The organism is Nocardiopsis sp. iso_237 (assembly GCF_056173345.1).
The window spans coordinates 5,683,943-5,700,326 of the sequence record NZ_CM149669.1 but is presented as its reverse complement, the minus strand read 5'-3'; the positions used below and the strand labels follow the sequence as shown (position 1 = coordinate 5,700,326).

The 16,384-nt window shown below is 71.2% G+C and carries 12 protein-coding genes; 7 read left to right on the top strand and 5 right to left on the bottom strand.

The features are described 5' to 3' along the window. The first annotated feature begins 25 nt into the window (after window positions 1-25). The 3 genes from rpsI to AC0VYM_RS25525 all read left to right on the top strand — a co-directional run bounded on the left by rpsI (window position 26) and on the right by AC0VYM_RS25525 (window position 3,216). Window positions 26-535, top strand: coding sequence for a 30S ribosomal protein S9 (rpsI, locus tag AC0VYM_RS25535; protein ID WP_017542976.1), 510 nt, complete (start codon window positions 26-28; stop codon window positions 533-535). Between the two features lie 160 nt (window positions 536-695). Further along, complete coding sequence (gene glmM, locus AC0VYM_RS25530; RefSeq protein ID WP_475456306.1) at window positions 696-2,033, top strand: phosphoglucosamine mutase; 1,338 nt, start codon at window positions 696-698, stop codon at window positions 2,031-2,033. Window positions 2,034-2,187: 154 nt separating this feature from the next. Further along, complete coding sequence (locus tag AC0VYM_RS25525) at window positions 2,188-3,216, top strand: ROK family glucokinase (protein ID WP_475456304.1); 1,029 nt, start codon at window positions 2,188-2,190, stop codon at window positions 3,214-3,216. 3 nt (window positions 3,217-3,219) lie between these two features. On the opposite strand, the gene AC0VYM_RS25520 is transcribed toward AC0VYM_RS25525, so the two are convergent. Then, the gene (locus tag AC0VYM_RS25520) at window positions 3,220-3,816 is read right to left on the bottom strand and encodes a Uma2 family endonuclease (protein ID WP_475456302.1); all 597 of its coding nucleotides are present in this window, start codon (window positions 3,814-3,816) and stop codon (window positions 3,220-3,222) included. A gap of 116 nt (window positions 3,817-3,932) precedes the next feature. On the opposite strand from AC0VYM_RS25520, the gene AC0VYM_RS25515 reads away from it, so the two are divergent. The 3 genes from AC0VYM_RS25515 to AC0VYM_RS25505 all read left to right on the top strand — a co-directional run bounded on the left by AC0VYM_RS25515 (window position 3,933) and on the right by AC0VYM_RS25505 (window position 6,705). Continuing rightward, window positions 3,933-4,706: an SDR family NAD(P)-dependent oxidoreductase gene (locus tag AC0VYM_RS25515; RefSeq protein ID WP_475456300.1), complete on the top strand. Its 774-nt coding sequence runs from the start codon at window positions 3,933-3,935 to the stop codon at window positions 4,704-4,706. Between the two features lie 9 nt (window positions 4,707-4,715). Next, window positions 4,716-5,480, top strand: a complete 765-nt coding sequence (locus tag AC0VYM_RS25510) for a crotonase/enoyl-CoA hydratase family protein (RefSeq protein ID WP_475456298.1) — start codon at window positions 4,716-4,718, stop codon at window positions 5,478-5,480. Window positions 5,481-5,610: 130 nt separating this feature from the next. Further along, window positions 5,611-6,705 (top strand): DUF6716 putative glycosyltransferase, encoded by a 1,095-nt coding sequence (locus tag AC0VYM_RS25505; RefSeq protein WP_475456296.1) that lies wholly within the window; start codon window positions 5,611-5,613, stop codon window positions 6,703-6,705. A 12-nt stretch (window positions 6,706-6,717) separates the two neighbouring features. On the opposite strand, the gene AC0VYM_RS25500 is transcribed toward AC0VYM_RS25505, so the two are convergent. Next, window positions 6,718-8,844 (bottom strand): acyltransferase family protein, encoded by a 2,127-nt coding sequence (locus AC0VYM_RS25500; protein WP_475456294.1) that lies wholly within the window; start codon window positions 8,842-8,844, stop codon window positions 6,718-6,720. A gap of 578 nt (window positions 8,845-9,422) precedes the next feature. Between AC0VYM_RS25500 and AC0VYM_RS25495 the strand changes: the two genes are divergently transcribed. Then, complete coding sequence (locus AC0VYM_RS25495) at window positions 9,423-10,505, top strand: CDP-alcohol phosphatidyltransferase family protein (protein WP_475456292.1); 1,083 nt, start codon at window positions 9,423-9,425, stop codon at window positions 10,503-10,505. Between the two features lie 81 nt (window positions 10,506-10,586). On the opposite strand, the gene AC0VYM_RS25490 is transcribed toward AC0VYM_RS25495, so the two are convergent. The 3 genes from AC0VYM_RS25490 to AC0VYM_RS25480 form a co-directional block, all read right to left on the bottom strand. Next, window positions 10,587-12,602 carry a glycerophosphotransferase gene (locus AC0VYM_RS25490; protein WP_475456290.1) on the bottom strand — a complete coding sequence of 672 codons (2,016 nt, stop codon included), beginning with the start codon at window positions 12,600-12,602 and terminating at the stop codon, window positions 10,587-10,589. Beyond that, the gene (locus AC0VYM_RS25485) at window positions 12,599-14,074 is read right to left on the bottom strand and encodes an SDR family NAD(P)-dependent oxidoreductase (protein ID WP_475456288.1); all 1,476 of its coding nucleotides are present in this window, start codon (window positions 14,072-14,074) and stop codon (window positions 12,599-12,601) included. The genes AC0VYM_RS25490 and AC0VYM_RS25485 overlap by 4 nt, the downstream gene beginning before the upstream one ends. A 582-nt stretch (window positions 14,075-14,656) precedes the next feature. Continuing rightward, window positions 14,657-16,213 carry an NCS1 family nucleobase:cation symporter-1 gene (locus AC0VYM_RS25480; RefSeq protein WP_475456286.1) on the bottom strand — a complete coding sequence of 519 codons (1,557 nt, stop codon included), beginning with the start codon at window positions 16,211-16,213 and terminating at the stop codon, window positions 14,657-14,659. Window positions 16,214-16,384: the final 171 nt, after the last annotated feature.

Genomic DNA, 16,384 nt, shown 5'->3' with positions numbered 1-16,384 from the left:
TTTTACAGGAAGCACGAGGATAACCGTGGTCGAGCCCACCGGCATCGAAGACGTCGAGCAGGAAATCGCCGAGAACCCGGAGGAGTTCCCCTCCGAGTACACGAGCGAGTCGGACGAGACGACCGCCGCCTACGTCCCCACCGCGTCCGGCCCCAGCGCCGGCACCGGTCGTCGTAAGCAGGCCGTCGCCCGCGTCCGCATCGCCCCCGGTTCGGGCGAGTGGAAGATCAACGGCAAGCCGCTTGATGTCTACTTCCCGGACAAGGTCCACCAGCAGACGGTCAAGGACCCCTTCGTCTCCCTCGGGTTCGACGGCGCCTACGACGTCTTCGCCCGTCTTGACGGCGGCGGCACCAGCGGCCAGGCCGGCGCCCTGCGTCACGGCATCGCCCGTGCGCTGGCGACCCTGGACGCCGAGAACAACCGTCCGACCCTGAAGAAGGCCGGCTTCCTCACCCGTGACGACCGTGAGGTCGAGCGGAAGAAGGCCGGTCTCAAGAAGGCGCGCAAGGCTCCGCAGTTCTCCAAGCGCTAATGCTCATGCGCCGGCTCCTGCTCGGCTGAGCTTTCGCCCGTACGTCGTTCCCTCTGTCGGGGACGGCGTACGGGCTTTTGGTTTTTCCGGTGGCTTTCACCGCCACGCTGAACTTCACCGGCGCCCACTCCGGCGCCGCTTTCGAAAGGGGCTGTCGCCTGTGGCTCGGCTGTTCGGAACCGACGGTGTACGCGGTCTCGCGGGACGCGACCTGACCGCTTCGCTCACCCTGGAACTGTCCATCGCGGCGGCGCGGGTCCTGGCCCGCACCGAGGGGGAGCGTCGACCGCTCGCGGTGGTCGGCCGCGACCCCCGCGCGTCCGGTGAGTTCCTGGAGGCCGCGGTCGTCGCGGGTCTGGCCAGCACCGGTGTGGACGTCGTGAAGGTCGGTGTGCTGCCCACCCCGGCCGTGGCGTACCTCACAGGGGCCCTGGGCGCCGACTTCGGCGTGATGCTCTCGGCCAGCCACAACCCGGCGCCGGACAACGGGATCAAGTTCTTCGCCCGGGGCGGCCAGAAGCTGGAGGACGCCCTGGAGGAGGAGATCGAGGGCATGCTCGGCGTCCCCTCGACCCCCGCCGTGGGCGACGCGGTGGGCCGCGTCACGGAGTCCCACGACGGTGCCGAGCGGTACACCCGGCACGTGCTGGACTCGCTCCCGCACGCCCTGAACGGGCTCAAGGTCGTCATGGACTGCGCGCACGGAGCGGCCAGCGCGGTCGCCCCCGAGGCGCTGCGCCGGGCGGGTGCGGAGGTCATCGCGATCGGTGACCGGCCCGACGGTCACAACATCAACCAGGGGTGCGGGTCCACCAGCCTGGCGGCCCTCCAGGAGGCGGTGCGGCTGCACGGCGCCGACGCGGGTATCGCCAACGACGGCGACGCCGACCGCTGCCTGGCGGTGGACGCCGAGGGCAACGTGGTGGACGGCGACCAGATCCTGGCGATCCTGGCCACCGAGGCCAAGGACGCCGGGCGTCTGGAGCGGGACACCCTCGTGGTGACGGTCATGTCCAACCTCGGTCTGAAACTGGCGATGGCGCGCGAGGGCGTCACCGTGGTGGAGACCGCGGTCGGCGACCGCTACGTGCTGGAGGAGATGAAGCGCGGCGGGTTCGGTCTGGGCGGCGAGCAGTCCGGCCACGTGATCCTGCTCGACCACGCCACCACCGGCGACGGTCTGCTGACCGGCCTGCACCTGCTGGCGGCGATGGCGCACCGTGGACAGGGCCTGGCCGAGCTGGCCAAGGTGATGACCCGCCTGCCGCAGGTACTCATCAACGTCCCCGACGTGGACCGGTCCCGGGCCGCGGAGTCCGAGGAGCTGGCCGCCGCCGTTCGCGAGGCCGAGGCGGAGCTGGGCGAGACCGGCCGAGTGCTGATCCGCCCGAGCGGGACCGAGCCGAAGGTCCGCGTGATGGTGGAGGCCCCCGAGCTGGAGCAGGCCACGGCCGTGGCCGAGCGTCTGGCCGGAGTGGTGCGCACCGCCCTCGGGTAGGGCGTCCTCCCACGATTCCAGCGCGCATCCGGGCACATCGCGGCCCGGGTGCGCGTTTTCGTGTGTGTGCGGTGTGGTGGGGCGGCCCCGGACGGGCCGCTCCCTAGGGTCGGACGGGGATCGCCTGGTCCCCGGCGGGTGGAGTGGAGCGGGCATGATGACGGACGCGCGGTACGGGCACTCCCTCACCGTCGGTGTGGACATCGGGGGGACCAAGGTCGCCGCAGGGGTGGTCACGCCCGGCGGCCGGGTGCTGGCGCGGCTGCGCACGGAGACCCCGGCGCGGAGCAGGAGCGCCACGGTGGTGGAGGACACGATCGTGTCGGTCGTGTCCGAGCTGCGCCGCGAGTACCGGGTGCGGGCCGTGGGCGTCGGCGCGGCCGGGTTCGTCGACGAGCGCCGTTCCCGGGTGCTGTTCGCCCCGCACCTGTCCTGGCGTGAGGAACCGCTCAGGGACGCCCTGTCCGTGCGTCTGGGGCTGCCCGTGGTGGTGGAGAACGACGCGAACGCCTCCGCCTGGGCCGAGGTGCGGGCGGGTGCCGCACGGGGTGTGGACGACGTCGTGGTGGTGAACCTGGGCACGGGGATCGGCGGCGCGATCGTCCTGGGCGGTGAGCTCAGACGCGGGCGCTACGGGTTGGCGGGCGAGTTCGGTCACATGACGGTGGTGCCGGGCGGGCACCGCTGCGAGTGCGGGAACCGGGGCTGCTGGGAGCAGTACGCGAGCGGCAACGCGCTCACCCGTGAGGCCCGCGAGCTGGTGACGGCGGAGTCCCCTGTGGCGGAGGTGCTCTGGCAGGCCGTGGGCGGGGACCCGGCGCTGATCACGGGGCCGCTGGTGAGCGAGCTCGCCCGGAAGGGGGACCGTGCCTGCCGTGAGCTCCTGGAGGAGGCGGGCGGGTGGCTCGGTGTGGGGTTGGCCAACCTGGCGGCGGCCTTCGACCCGGAGCTGTTCGTGATCGGCGGGGGTGTGTCCGAGGTGGGCGAGCCGCTGCTCGGCCCGGCGCGGAACGCGTTCGCGAGGAGTCTGACCGGGCGCGGCTACCGGCCGGAGGCCCGTGTGGTCGCCGCCGCCCTGGGCAACGAGGCGGGCCTGGTGGGCGCAGCCGACCTCGCGCGCGAGGCCCTGCCGAGGGGGCGCGGACGCCGCCGCCAGCAGCGTCTGGGCAGGGCCCGGTGGTGAGTGTCAGCGCCGAGGGGTCAGCGCCCTCACGTCGACGTCGATGGGGAAGGGCACGTCCAGCTTGAGCCGTTCCCGGGCGACGGTGGTCGGGACGTACCGGGGCGAGGCGGTGCCGTCGAGTTCGTACACGTGGATCGCGGGTCCCGTCTCCTCGGGTTCGATCCGCCAGAAGTGCGGGATCCCGGCGGCCGCGTACTTCATCGGTTTGGTGGTGCGGTCCCGCTCCCGGGACTCCGGGGAGACGATCTCGATCGCGATGAGCACGTCCTCGGGCGGGACGTGGGTGGCCTCGTACCAGTCGAGGTGGTCGTCCCTCCCCTCCGCGAACTCGTAGACGAGGATGTCGGGCTCGGGCCGCTGGTACCTGCCCAGCTTCATCGTCATCCCGACCACGACGTCGACGTTCCCAGACGCGGCTCGTTGGATCTCGTTCGCCAGCCTCGTCCGCACGTGTGAGTGGAACCGGGTCTGAGGGGAGAGCGGGACGAGCGCTCCGTCGACGAGTTCCACTCGGGGTGCCCCCGGCGGAAGGTCGTCCATGCCGTCGGCGGTCCAGCCTCCGGGGGGTGTGAGAAACCGTTCGGGGGGCGGCTCGGCCATCGAATCCTCCTCGGTTGAATCCTGAAGTCCCTCTCAGTGTCGCTGGTCAGGGCGTTACCCGCGATTAACCGAACCCGGTTCTAGTGCGCGGGTCACATTCTCTGTAGAGTGCGGCCATGGATCTCAACGGAATCTCCGCCCTCGTCTCGGGCGGCGCCAGTGGCCTCGGTGAGGCCACCGCCAAGGAACTCGCCTCCGCCGGAGCCACCGTCGTCGTCGCCGACCTCAACGCCGAACGCGGCGAGGCGGTCGCCAAGGAGATCGGTGGCGTCTTCGTCTCCACCGACGTCTCCCAGGAGGACCAGGTCAAGGCCGCGGTGCAGGCCGCCGTCGACACCGGCAAGCCCTTCCGGGTCGCGGTCTCCTGCGCCGGGATCGGCTGGGCCACCCGCACGGTGGACCGGAACGGCAACCCCCACGACCTGGACAGCTACCAGAAGGTCATCCAGGTCAACCTCATCGGCACCTTCAACGTGCTCCGCCTGTCGGCGGCCGAGATCGCCAAGACCGAGCCGGTCAACGAGGACGGCGAGCGCGGCTCCATCCTCAACACCGCCTCCCTCGCGGGCATCGAGGGCCAGATCGGTCAGATCGCCTACTCCTCCTCCAAGGGCGGCGTGATCGGTATGACCCTCCCGGCGGCGCGCGACCTCGCCGCCATCGGCGTCACCGTGAACACCATCGCCCCCGGCATCCTGGAGACGCCCATCTACGGCGACGGCCCGGGTTCGGAGGAGTTCAAGCAGCGCCTCGCCGCCCCGGTCCCCTTCCCCAAGCGCCTGGGCACCGCCGCGGAGTTCGGCAAGCTGGCCCGGACCCTGCTGGAGGTCAGTTACGTCAACGGCGAGGTCGTCCGGATCGACGGCGGCCTCCGCATGCCCCCGAAGTAGGAGGACACCGTGTCCGACGAGGTTCTCTACACGGCTGAGGACGGCGTCGCCGTCATCACCATCAACCGTCCCAAGGCGAAGAACGCCGTGAACGCGGCGGTCGCGGCGCGCATCGCTGAGGCGCTGGACGACGTGGACGCCCGCAAGGACGTCAACGTCGCGATCATCACCGGCGCGGGCGGCACCTTCTGCGCCGGGATGGACCTCAAGGCCTTCATGAAGGGCGAGGTCCCGGTGGTCGAGGGGCGCGGGTTCGGCGGTTTCGCCGAGCGCGGCCCGAAGAAGCCGCTGATCGCGGCGGTCGAGGGGTACGCCCTCGCGGGCGGGTTCGAGGCGGTGCTCGCCTGCGACCTGGTCGTCGCGGCGGACGACGCCAAGTTCGGGATCCCCGAGGTGAAGCGCGGCCTGGTCGCCGGGGCTGGCGGCCTCCTGCGGCTCCAGCACCGCATCCCCCGCAACATCGCGATGGAGTTCGCCCTGACCGGCGACTTCGTCGGCGCGGGGCGCCTGGCCGAGCTCGGTCTGGTCAACCAGGTCACCGAGAGCGGCGGCGCCCTGGAGGGCGCCCGGGCCCTGGCCGCCCGGATCACCCCCAACGGCCCGCTGGCCCTGAAGGTCTCCAAGGAGATCATCCAGGCCTCGGACGACTGGTCCTCGGACCAGATGTGGGACCGGCAGAACGAGTTGGCGGGCCCCGTGTTCGTCAGTCAGGACGCCATGGAGGGGGCGATCGCCTTCTCCGAGAAGCGCGCCCCCGTCTGGAAGGGCGAGTAGCGCTCACCTGCCCGGCGGCCGTCCCCGAGGGGGCGGCCGCCGTTCGCGTTCTCCGAACCATGCGTTCCCGAGTGGTCACGCTCCGTGTGTAGCCTGGGATCTCCATTCCGAACGCCAAGGAGACGGCTTCGTGACCCTCATTCCCACTGGGAGCCGCCCCGCTACCCGGGTCGGGGCGCCCACGATCCTGGCGGTGGCCGACTCGTCGGAGCGGGTCGGGCTCACCGTCACCATGCTCGACCGGCTCTCCGGTGCCGGGACCACCGTCGGACTGGCGGTCGCCCGCACCGACCGGACCCCCTCCCCGGCCCGGATCCGCGACGAGACCGAGGGCAGCCGCCAGGCCGGTCTGCGGGTGCCGGTGCTCACCGCGCGCCAGGTCCGCTCCCTGGTCCGGCGCCACCGCCCCGACGTCGTGCTGCTCAACTGCTCCGGCCCGCTGGTGGAGACGCTGTCCTGCTCCCTGAGGTCCGTGGTGCGCCGGTACCGGCCCGTGGTGGTGTCCGCGCTTCCGCCGCTCTCGCTGCCCGCCACCGAGGGGGAGTGGCTGCACCGCTCCAGGGTCGACCTGCTCGTGGCGCACAGCCGCCGCGAGGTCGCTGAGTACGCCGCCCTGGGCGAGGGGCTCGGCGTCCGGGGGGAGGTGGGGCTGGGCAGCCTGCCGTTCGGACGGCGGACGGAGGGCGCCCGGCGCGACCGGATCGTGTACGCGGCCCACCCAGGGGCGCCGGACACCGAACGCGGGCGCCGGGGCGTCCTGCTGGCCCTCACGGAGCTGGCGGAGGGCCGACCCGACCTGGAGGTCGTCGTCCACCTGGGACGTGAGCGGGGGGAGCGCCACCCGTTCGTGGAGTCCTGGCGCTCACTGGTCCGCGCCGACCTGGCCGAGGACCACACGCTGGTCTTCCGCTCCGGGCGCCTGTCCGACCAGCTGGACCGGGCGCGCGGCCTGGCGGCGGTCGGTTCGGCGGCGGTGGTGGAGGCCGTCGCGCACCGGGTGCCCACCCTCGTCCTCACCGACTTCGGGGTCGGCCCGGAGCAGGGCAACGCGGTCTTCGAGGGCAGCGGCCTGCTCGGCACCCTCGCGGACGTGCGCGCCACCCGGTTCCGGCGGCCCAGCCGGGAGTGGGGAGAGCAGAACCACTTCCACGCGCCCGAGCACGACGACTGGGTGGACCGCCTGCGCGTCCTGCACGGGCGCAGGCTCCGGGGCGAGCTGGGGTGAGGCCCGCCGCGGTCAGGACTGGTTGCCCACCTCCACCGCTTCCTCCTGGAGCGGCAGGGCGGCCTCCGCGAGGGTGAGCTCCGCCTCCGGCGCCCGGTTCGCGGCGGCCAGCAGGTAGGGCTCCATGACCATCGCCAGCGACTGGGAGAAGGAGTAGGAGAAGTGGTTGGTGTCGTAGTACACCAGCTGGTTCCCGATCACTCCGTGGCACACCTCCTCCTGGCACAGGTAGTTGGTCATGTCCAGGAACCGGGTGTTGGGCGGGACGTCGGTGAGCTCCTCGTAGGGGGCCTCCGCCGCCATCGAGTTGGACCTCGGCTCCGAGCACTCCGACCGGTGGTTGCGGTCGGTGCAGTCGGGGACCCGGAAGGAGAACCGGGGGGTGTCCCGGACCGCGACGACGTCCACGCCCCGCTCGTCCAGCTGGCGCCAGCGCTCCACGAAGCCCTCGGGGACGTGCTCGTCGGGGCCGGTGCGCACACTCGTCAGCGAGGCCAGGGTGAAGACCGTGTCCGGTTCCAGCTCGTCCAGCGCGGCCATGACGTTGTCGTTCCACCGCGTGCACTCGGGGTACTCCGCACCCCGGTACCACTGCTCCTCGGCGCTGAACTGGCAGGCGTTCTTGGTCATCGTGACCAGCCGCCACCCGTGCTGGTCCGCGAGGGTCTCCAGGGCCTGGAACCAGTGCCGCACGTGGGAGCTGCCCACCAGGGCGATCGTGTAGTCGGAGCGCACGTCCCCGAACTCGCAGGTGACCACCTCGGGCTGGTTGGTCAGCGCGTTGCACTCGCGGGTCTGGTCGATGGTGTCCCGGGCGACCGTGGTCGTGTCCGGGTAGATCGGCAGGGCGGGCAGGTTCCGCGCCAGGTCCTGGTCGAGGTGGACGGCGGCGCCCGGGTAGGCGAGCGGGTTGGAGCTGAGCTCGGTGCGCAGCTGCCGGTCGCGTTCGATCGACTGCCCCCACAGGGACCCCGCCACCAGCACGGGGACGACGAAGAGCACCCCGGCCGCCAGTGACCACACCGGGGCGCGGAGCCCCCGGGTGGCCCGGTTCACGCCGCCGTCCACCAGCCAGCTCGTGGCCAGCGCCGCCGCGAAGGACACCCCCAGGACGAGCAGGCCGCCGCCGGGGGTGGGGCGGTCCAGCCCGGTCAGCTCCAGGTGCAGGACCAGCACCGGCCAGTGCCACAGGAACAGGGTGTAGGCGTGCCCGCCCAGCCAGGTCAGCGGGCGCGCGCCCAGGAGGCGGTTGGCGGACAGGCGGCCGTTCGCCGCCCGGCCCGCCCCCGCGAGGATGATCAGCAGCGCGGCCAGGGTGGGCCACAGGGAGGCGTAGCCCGGGTAGGCCAGGGAGTCACCGATCACGAACCCGCACAGGACCAGCGCGACCAGGCCGAGCCATCCGGCGGCCGTGCGCGCCCAGCCGGGCAGGTCCACCCGGTGCACGAAGAGCGCGAGCAGGCCACCCAGGGCCAGTTCCCACAGGCGGGCGCCGGTGTCGAAGTAGGCCCACACCGGCTCGGTGGAGGTGATCCACAGCGAGTAGGCGAAGGAGGCCGCGAACACCGAGCCGACCGCCACGGCGGCGCCCCAGCGGACGGAGCGGCCCAGCCGGGCGGCGACCAGTGCGGCGACGCCGACCAGAACGGGCCACAGCAGGTAGAACTGCCCCTGCACGGCCAGGGACCAGAAGTGCTGGACGGGGCTGGCGGCGGAGTTCTCCGCCATGTAGTCGACCGATCCCAGCGCCAGGTGCCAGTTCCCGTAGTAGAGGGCGGCCGCCCACACGTCCTCGATGACGGTGGTCCACTGGGAGCGCGGGAAGTACGCGTGGGCCATCAGGAGGACCGCGGCGAGCACCACCGCTCCCGCGGGGAAGAGCCGTTTGACCAGCTTGGTCCAGAAGGCGGCGAGGTCGACGCGCCCGTCGCGTTCCATGGCCCGGACCAGCGACCCCGTGATGAGGAAGCCGGTGAGCAGCAGGAAGACGTCGACACCGCCGGAGACCGTGCCGAACCAGATGTGGTAGACGGCGATCAGCAGGGCGGCGACGGCGCGCAGCCCCTCGATGTCGGGGCGGCGGCGGGTCACGCGGGGTGTGACGGGGTCGTGGGCGCGGTTCAGGGCGGGAACGGACACGGGTCTGCCTCGGGCTCGAAGGAGGTGAGGGCAGGGGCCAGCCGGGCCGTTCGGTGCTTGCGACGGGGTGCCGGAACGCGGTGGGGGCTGAGGGAGACGCCCTGCCGGTCCAGTATCAGCAGCACCGGGGTGTGTCCTGTGTGAGGTACGGGCGCTGTTGTCGAGTCGAGATGGAATCTGTGTGAATGCGTATCCCTGAACAGGGGAAACGTGTGTGCCGGGTCACATGTGAGGTTGCGGGTCCACCCGCACGGGGTTCGTCGCCCCGGCGCTCCCGTGGGGTGCGTCGAACCTCGCGTTCATCACGATGTGTCCCGATCTTGGTTCGTGTGAACCCCTTCGTTCACTTCGGCGTCTTCCTTTGGCTGACGAACACAACAGAGATGCCCCGGAGTACGGCCCTGACCGCGCCGGACCCCGGTCTTCGGTCTCCCCCCTGCGAACCCGCTGGCGCCGAGATCCCCCAGGCACCTCCGACGACGGCCACGTGGCCACGGGTCCCGCATACCCCGTGCCACGAGTTGCCCTACGCCGCCCCTCCGTGGCGGCACCCCCAGAACATGCCTGGAGTCACCGGAATGTCATCCTTCACCCTCCAAGACGTACGGGAACAGACCTACAAACCACGCGACTCGTGGTGGACGGTCTGGCTGGTCGATCCCCTCGCGTCCCGCCTGGTCCGCTTCACCGCCAACCGCACCTCGATCACCCCCAACCAGCTCACGCTGGCGGCCCTGGTCCTCGGACTGGTCGCCGCGCTCTGCTTCTACCTCGCTGACTGGTACTGGCTGCTCACCGGGGCCGTCCTCTTCCACCTGAGCTTCGTGCTCGACTGCATGGACGGCAAGATCGCCCGGCTCAAGGGCAACGGCTCGGTCTTCGGTAGCTGGCTGGACTACGTCTTCGACCGCATCCGCGTTCTGATCTGCGGAATCGCCCTCATGGGCGGCCAGTTCGCCGTCACGGGGAACCCGCTCTTCCTGTGGGTCCTGCTGGGCATCGTCTTCACCGACATGTTCCGGTACCTGAACTCGCCGCAGATGGCGAAGGTCCGCTCCGCCATGCGCCGCCACATCGCGCAGGCCATCCGCGAGGTGGAGGAGCACGCCCAGGACCAGGACACCAGCGGCGTGCGCCGTGTGGCGGCCGGGTTCGACGACGACGGTGCGGGCGACGACGACGGCGTCGCCATCGGCCGGGTCGAGCAGGTCAAGGCCCCGGTCGCCCGCGCCGAGAGCCGGTCGGACGAGCCGGAGGACACCGACGGGGCCGAAGGGGCCGACGGCCCGGTCGTCCTCACCCCGAACCGCAAGGCCAAGGCGCTCCAGAGCACCGCGCTCCAGGAGGGCTTCCACCAGCGGTTCCCCTGGTACCGGCGCTACCGTGACGTGCTGCGCGGGAGCCGGATCCGCCCGCACCTGTTCAGCGGTATCGAGTTCCAGATGGGCGTGTTCATCGTCGCCCCGCTGGTCGGGATGTTCTCCCCCGTCGGCATGGTGGTGACCATCATCGCCTCCGCCGCCATGATGCTCGCCTTCGAGATGCTCATCATCTACAAGCTGTGGCTCTCCACCCGGGAGTTCGCCCGGGTGACCCGGGACATCAACCAGGCCCTGGAGGAGCTGGAACTGGCCGCGCCCGAGAACCGGAAGGCCGCCTGACACACACCCTGACGAGAGTGGGCCCGCGCGAGGATCGCGCGGGCCCACTCTCGTCGATGACCGTCTCCGGCCCCGTGGTGGTCAGTCGCCCACGGGCACCGGGGTGTCGGCCGGACCCCGGAACGGGTCGGCCGGGATCGGCTCGGCGGTCGTGCCGAGCGGGAAGTCCAGCAGCGCCCGTTCGTAGAGGTCGTTCACGGCGGTGTCGAACCGGGTCAGCGAGTCCGGCTCGTCCGGGCCCAGCAGGTACTGCTTGAGCACCGCGCGGCGTCCGGCCAGCTCGTCGCCCTCCGGCTCGCGGGCGGCGGCCAGGACGGTCTCCAGCCCGGCCAGCCCGGGGCGCAGCACGTAGCCCGCGCCCGCCGACGGGAACTGCCGACGGAACTCGTCGTCGTCTGTTCCCTGCATGTCCACGATCGCGTACGGCTTCCCGCTGGCCACGAAGTCCGCGACCACGCTGGAGATGTCGCTGACCATCACGTCGGACTCGTTGAAGCACGAGAGCAGCGACGGAAGGGTGCCGGTGACCACGTGGTGGCGCAGGGGGCCCGAGGAGGTCCAGTACAGGGAGTGCCAGCGGTCCAGCAGCTCCCGGTAGCCGACCAGGTCCTCGGGGGACACGTGCCGCTCCGAGGCGCCCTCCCGGAAGGCGTCGATCCGCTCCCGCAGCTCGGTGAGCTCGCGCACGGCCTCGGGCGTCACCGGCTCCAGGCGGCCGTTGGCCTCCTCGATCAGCTCGATGATCCGCCGGTGCGCCGCTCCGGCGGCGGGGGCGCGCCGCCCCAGCAGCGGGTGCGGCTTGTAGATCACCGTGACCGGTTCGGGTCCCCTGACCAGCCGTTCCACCAGCTCCAGCCCGGCGGTGTCCGCCGAGGTGAGGTAGTTGTTGTCGTCCACGCCCTCCCAGGTCGGCGCGTAGATGACGGTCGGTACCGCGCGCTGTTCGGGCGGCCGGTGCCCCCGCACCTCCACCAGCTGCGGACGGCCCACCTCGACCACGTCGCGGTCGTCGATGGCGTGCCGGACCCGCTCGTAGCGGTCGCGGCCGCCGCGCCCGGCCACCCAGATCTCGTCGAAGATCCGGCTGACGCGGTTGCTGCTGGGCAGCTTGTCGCTGTCCCCGTGGCCGACGAACACGTGCTTGATCTCGGCGCGCTGGATCAGGTGGATGTTCTTGCCGGTGTTGCCCGGGTAGAGGGCCACCCGCACCGCCGAGAGGTCCAGGGCGGCCAGGTCGTCGGCGCGCGGCACGCACACCACCGGCAGGGAGGTCGGCTCCAGGTGCGGCAGGTTCCCGCGTTCCCGGAAGATCACCAGCGCGCGCCGGTCGCCCTTCTCCAGGGCGTCCAGCCACATGTTCGCCTGGTAGACGGCGTTCTGCTGGCCCACACCGAAGGTGAAGTACAGGACCACCTCGGGCTCGATCCCCCGCAGCGCGCGGTTGACCTCCTCGATGACCTCCTCATGGGAGGGCATCCGCAGGTGGGCCAGGAAGACCGGGACCACGAACCCGACCGCGACCACCGCCAGGAGGATCGTGAGCGCCGCGCCGGCCTCGGCCAGGACGGCCGGGCCGCCCGCGAGATGGCCGACGGCGCCCAGGACCAGCGGGAGGTCGGCCAACAGGAGTCGGCTCATGGACAGTTTCCGCAGCGGCTCGGGGACCTCGGGCACCCCGAGCGCGGACAGGTCCAGGTTGCGGGTCTTCACCGGCATCCTGGCCCGGCGGAACACCTGCTGGCGGAGCAGGTCGTAGGCGAGGGTCAGGACGAAGAACGCGGCCACGGCGCCGACGGTCCACCAGTAGGCGGGGGTGCCGACCGCGTCCACGGAGGCGTACAGCGCCAGCACCAGCACCTGACGGGCCAGGGTGCGCACGGTCAGGCCGAACCGGATGCGGCTCAGGACCTTGCCGAGCGCGGTGACGCGCTGGGAGACCAGCCACTCGGTGGCGTACAGGACCAGCGCCAGCGCGCCGAAGACCCAGACCTGGGCCAGGGCGACCTCGATCGCCTGGAGGAGGAAGGTCAGCCCCATGATCCCGAGGACGGCCAGGGCGGTGCGGTCCAGCCCGAGCCGCGCGAGGTAGTTCTTCACTTCGCCGCTTCCCGTTCCTTCTCGTGCGTGCGGGCTCCTGCCGGGGACAGGGCGGGGCCGTCCCGGCGCACGTCGACGACGTGGCCGGTCAGGTCGGAGAGGAGGACGTCGACGGAGGTGCGGGCGACCTGGTCGGAGCTGAGCAGGCTCCCCGCGGGTTCGTCACCGAAGGCCCTGGTGCGCATGGGCGTCTGGGTGCGCTCGGGGTTGATGCAGTTGATCCGCACCCCGTCGGCGGACCACTCGTCGGCCAGGGCCTGGGTGAGGTTGACCGTGGCGGCCTTGGTGGAGGAGTAGAGGCTGTACTCGGCGCGGCCCCGCGTGTAGGAGCTGGACGTGTAGAGCAGCAGCTGCCCGCCGGTCCGGGCCAGGTACGGGAAGGACGCGCGGGCGATGTTCACCGGCGCCAGGTAGTTGACCCGGAGGGTGTCCTCGATCTCGGCCGGGTCGGTCTGGTCCAGGCGGCCGATGCGCAGGACCCCGGCGGTGTTGACCACGAAGTCCACCCGTCCGGTGGCGGTGTAGGCCTGCTCCAGGGCACCGGCGACGTCGTCCGGGTTGGCGACGTTGGTGCGGGTGGCGCTGCGGGAGTAGCGGAAGACGCGGGCGCCGTGCCTCTCGGCCAGGTCCGCGACACCGGCGCCGATGCCGTAGCTGCCGCCGAAGACCACGACGGTCCTGCCGGAGAGCTCGCGGGCGTACTCCTCCTCGGACAGTTCCGGGGTGGCCGAGGTGGCGAGCTGGAAGAGCTTGTCCGCGATGAAGATGTCGACCGGCTGGGTGACCTTCATGTTCTGCTCTTCACCGGCGACCACGTGGATGGGGACGTCGGGGGAGTAGCGCAGCACGACGGAGCAGTCGTCGGTGGCCTCGAAGCCGGGGTCCTCCCACGCGCGCGTGTAGGCGTCGCGGATGGCGGAGAGCCGGAAGGCCTGCGGGGTCTGCCCGCGGCGCAGTCGCGACCGGGTGGGGACGTCGGTGATCAGCTCGTCGTCGACCTCGATGATGGTGTCCGACGACGGGATGGCCACGTCCACGGCCTCGTGGGTCTCCAAGGCCGTCACGCAGTCCTCGATGATCCGCTGGGAGAGCATCGGCCGGACGGCGTCGTGGAAGAGGACGTTCGTGGTGGGCGCGGGCAGGTGGGCCAGCGCGTCCAGGGCGAGCTGCGTGGTGGCGTTGCGGGAGGTCCCCCCGGGGATCACCTGGGTGACCTTGGTCAGCCCGGCGCGGTCGACGATGTTCTGGGCGTCGGTGACGAAGCCGGGGTTCATCATCACGATGACCTCGTCCACCCGCTCGGCCCGCTCGAAGATGGTGAGCGTGTGCTCCAGGATCGTCTTCCCGGCGATCTTGAGCAGCTGCTTGGGCGTCGCCAGGCCGATGCGTTGGCCGCTGCCTCCCGCCAGGACGACCGCCACCGTGCGGGTGGCGGGGGCGGGGATGGGACGCGGGGTGGTGATATCAGGCAAGTTCGTCTCCCGTGGAACTCGTGGAAACTCTGTGCCCGACCTTGGGGGGACAACGTGCTCGGTGGCGGCACGTCAGGCCGAGTCGCGGATGACCGTGACGCCCCGTGGGGTGAAGGGTTTCGCGGATGGTGTACTGACGCTTTTCTGGTGTTCACGCACCATTCGTACGAGAACTCCACATTGATGACGGCATGGGGCACGATCCGGTTCACACGCCGGGTTGACGTGTCGCCCACGGGGACGCGGTGGCGTGAGTGTGCCTGAGAGGTCCGCTGGCCGTCGTTCCCCACGTGGCGGATGCCCGGGGGATGTACGCAGATTTCGACGTTACCCCCCTCTGACCACGGAAAACAACGAAACATGCCGTGCTGTTCGGCACGCTGTGTCCGGTTGGTCGGCCCGGGAAGCGGGGCCGGGCCCGGCGTGTCGGGAGATGCCGGACACGGACCCCGCGCGGTCGTGGACCGGGTCAGTGGCTCCGCGTTTCGGTGCGCGCCCGGGAGAGGAAAAGGGTCGACCCCGGTTCTCGCATGGTCACTGGCCATTGCGAGGAACCGGGGTCACGGTGTCACGGGGGCGGGGTCAGGCCGCGGGCTGGGCGGGCCTCCCCGCAGCGGCGAGGTCGGCCTCCTGCTGGCGGCGGTCCGGGACGAACCGGCCCAGCGCCCAGTGCAGCAGCAGTGCGCTGAGCAGTGCCACCACCCAGCCGTAGTCGGCCAGCGGGGCCAGGAACCCGATGACCGGGCCCGAACCGAGGTCGGCGCCACCCACGGCCAGCAGGGCGCCCACACCGAAGGCCACCAGCGCGCGCCAGTTCCAGCCGCGCGAGTACCAGTACTCGGAGTCGCGCGTGTAGAGCGCGGGCAGGTTCACCCGGGTCCGGCGCAGCAGCCAGTAGTCGGCCAGCAGGATGCCCGCCACCGCGCCGAGCAGGCTGCCGACCGTGCCCAGCCACGAGAAGATGTAGACGTTCTCGTCCTCCATGAGCTTCCAGGGGAAGATCATGACCCCCAGGAACGACGTCGTGATCGCGCCCACCCGGAAGCTGAACCAGTTCGGCTTCAGGTTGGCCAGGTCGAAGGCGGGGCCGACCAGGTTGGCGGCGATGTTGGTGGACACGGTCGCCAGCAACACCACGAAGATCGCGAAGAGCAGGCCGATCCCGCTGCCCATCTGGTTCACGACGTCGATCGGGTTCCACAGCGCCTCGCCGTACACGACCGACGTCCCGGCCGTCACCATCACCGCGATCAGCGAGAACAGCGTCATCGTGGTGGGCAGGCCGAGCGACTGGCCGAGGACCTGGGAGCGCTGCGAGGAGGCGAACCGGGTGAAGTCGCTGATGTTCAGGGTCAGGGTCGCCCAGTAACCGATCACGCCCATGAGCGAGGGGAAGAACAGCACCCAGAACGACGGCCCCCAGCCGAGGCCGTCCTCCGTGCTGAGCATCGGGCCGAAGCCGCCCGCCTCGAAGGCCATCCACACCAGCAGGGCCACGCCGCCGACGGCCATCAGCGGCGCCGCCCACACCTGGAGTTTGCGCACGCCCTCCATGCCCCACAGGATGATGGCGACCTGCACCAGCCAGAACAGGCCGAACGACAGCCACAGCGTCCACGCGTAGCCGCCGATCGCGGCGGCGCCGGTCCAGGAGTCACCGAACAGGCGACCGGCCAGGACGTACACGCCCTGCCCGCCGACCCACGTCTGGATGCCGAACCACCCGCAGGCGACCGCGCCGCGCAGCAGGGCGGGCAGGTTGGCGCCGCGCAGTCCGAAGGAGGACCGGGCGAACACCGGGAACGGGATGCCGTACTTGGCGCCCGCGTGGCCGGTCAGCACCATCGGCAGCAGCACGATCAGGTTGCCCAGGACGATGGTGACCATCGCCTGCCGCCAGTCCATCCCGGCGGCGATCAGCCCGCTGGCCAGCGTCCACGCGGGGATGCTCACCGACATGCTCACCCACAGCGCGGTGAAGCTCCCGGTGCCCCAGGTCCGCTTGGACATGGGGACGGGCTGGAGGTCGTCGTTGACGAACGGGCCGTCGGGGAGCGTGGTGCCCTCGGGCATCGACACCCGGCCGTCGGGGTGGACGACCTGGGATGTTGACTCTGGCGCGGATGGCGTGTGGGACACGGGACACCTGTGTTTCGGTGGTGCTGACGGGGAGCGAGGTGCGTGGGCGCGACGCCGGGCCCACGCGCGTGCGGCCTGTGCGAGACCCCGGGCATACCCGAAATATCCTGATCTGCTTCAGGCCATCGAATATCTTCGCACGTCATCCGTGTCGTACTGACGCCTCGTGGG

What these genes read in the sequence shown, in the direction of transcription:
- AC0VYM_RS25520 (WP_475456302.1), bottom strand. Translation starts at nt 3,816, where the DNA reads ATGGCCGAGCCGCCCCCCGAACGGTTTCTCACACCCCCCGGAGGCTGG.
- AC0VYM_RS25495 (WP_475456292.1), top strand. Translation starts at nt 9,423, where the DNA reads ATGTCATCCTTCACCCTCCAAGACGTACGGGAACAGACCTACAAACCA.
- AC0VYM_RS25525 (WP_475456304.1), top strand. Translation starts at nt 2,188, where the DNA reads ATGATGACGGACGCGCGGTACGGGCACTCCCTCACCGTCGGTGTGGAC.
- AC0VYM_RS25515 (WP_475456300.1), top strand. Translation starts at nt 3,933, where the DNA reads ATGGATCTCAACGGAATCTCCGCCCTCGTCTCGGGCGGCGCCAGTGGC.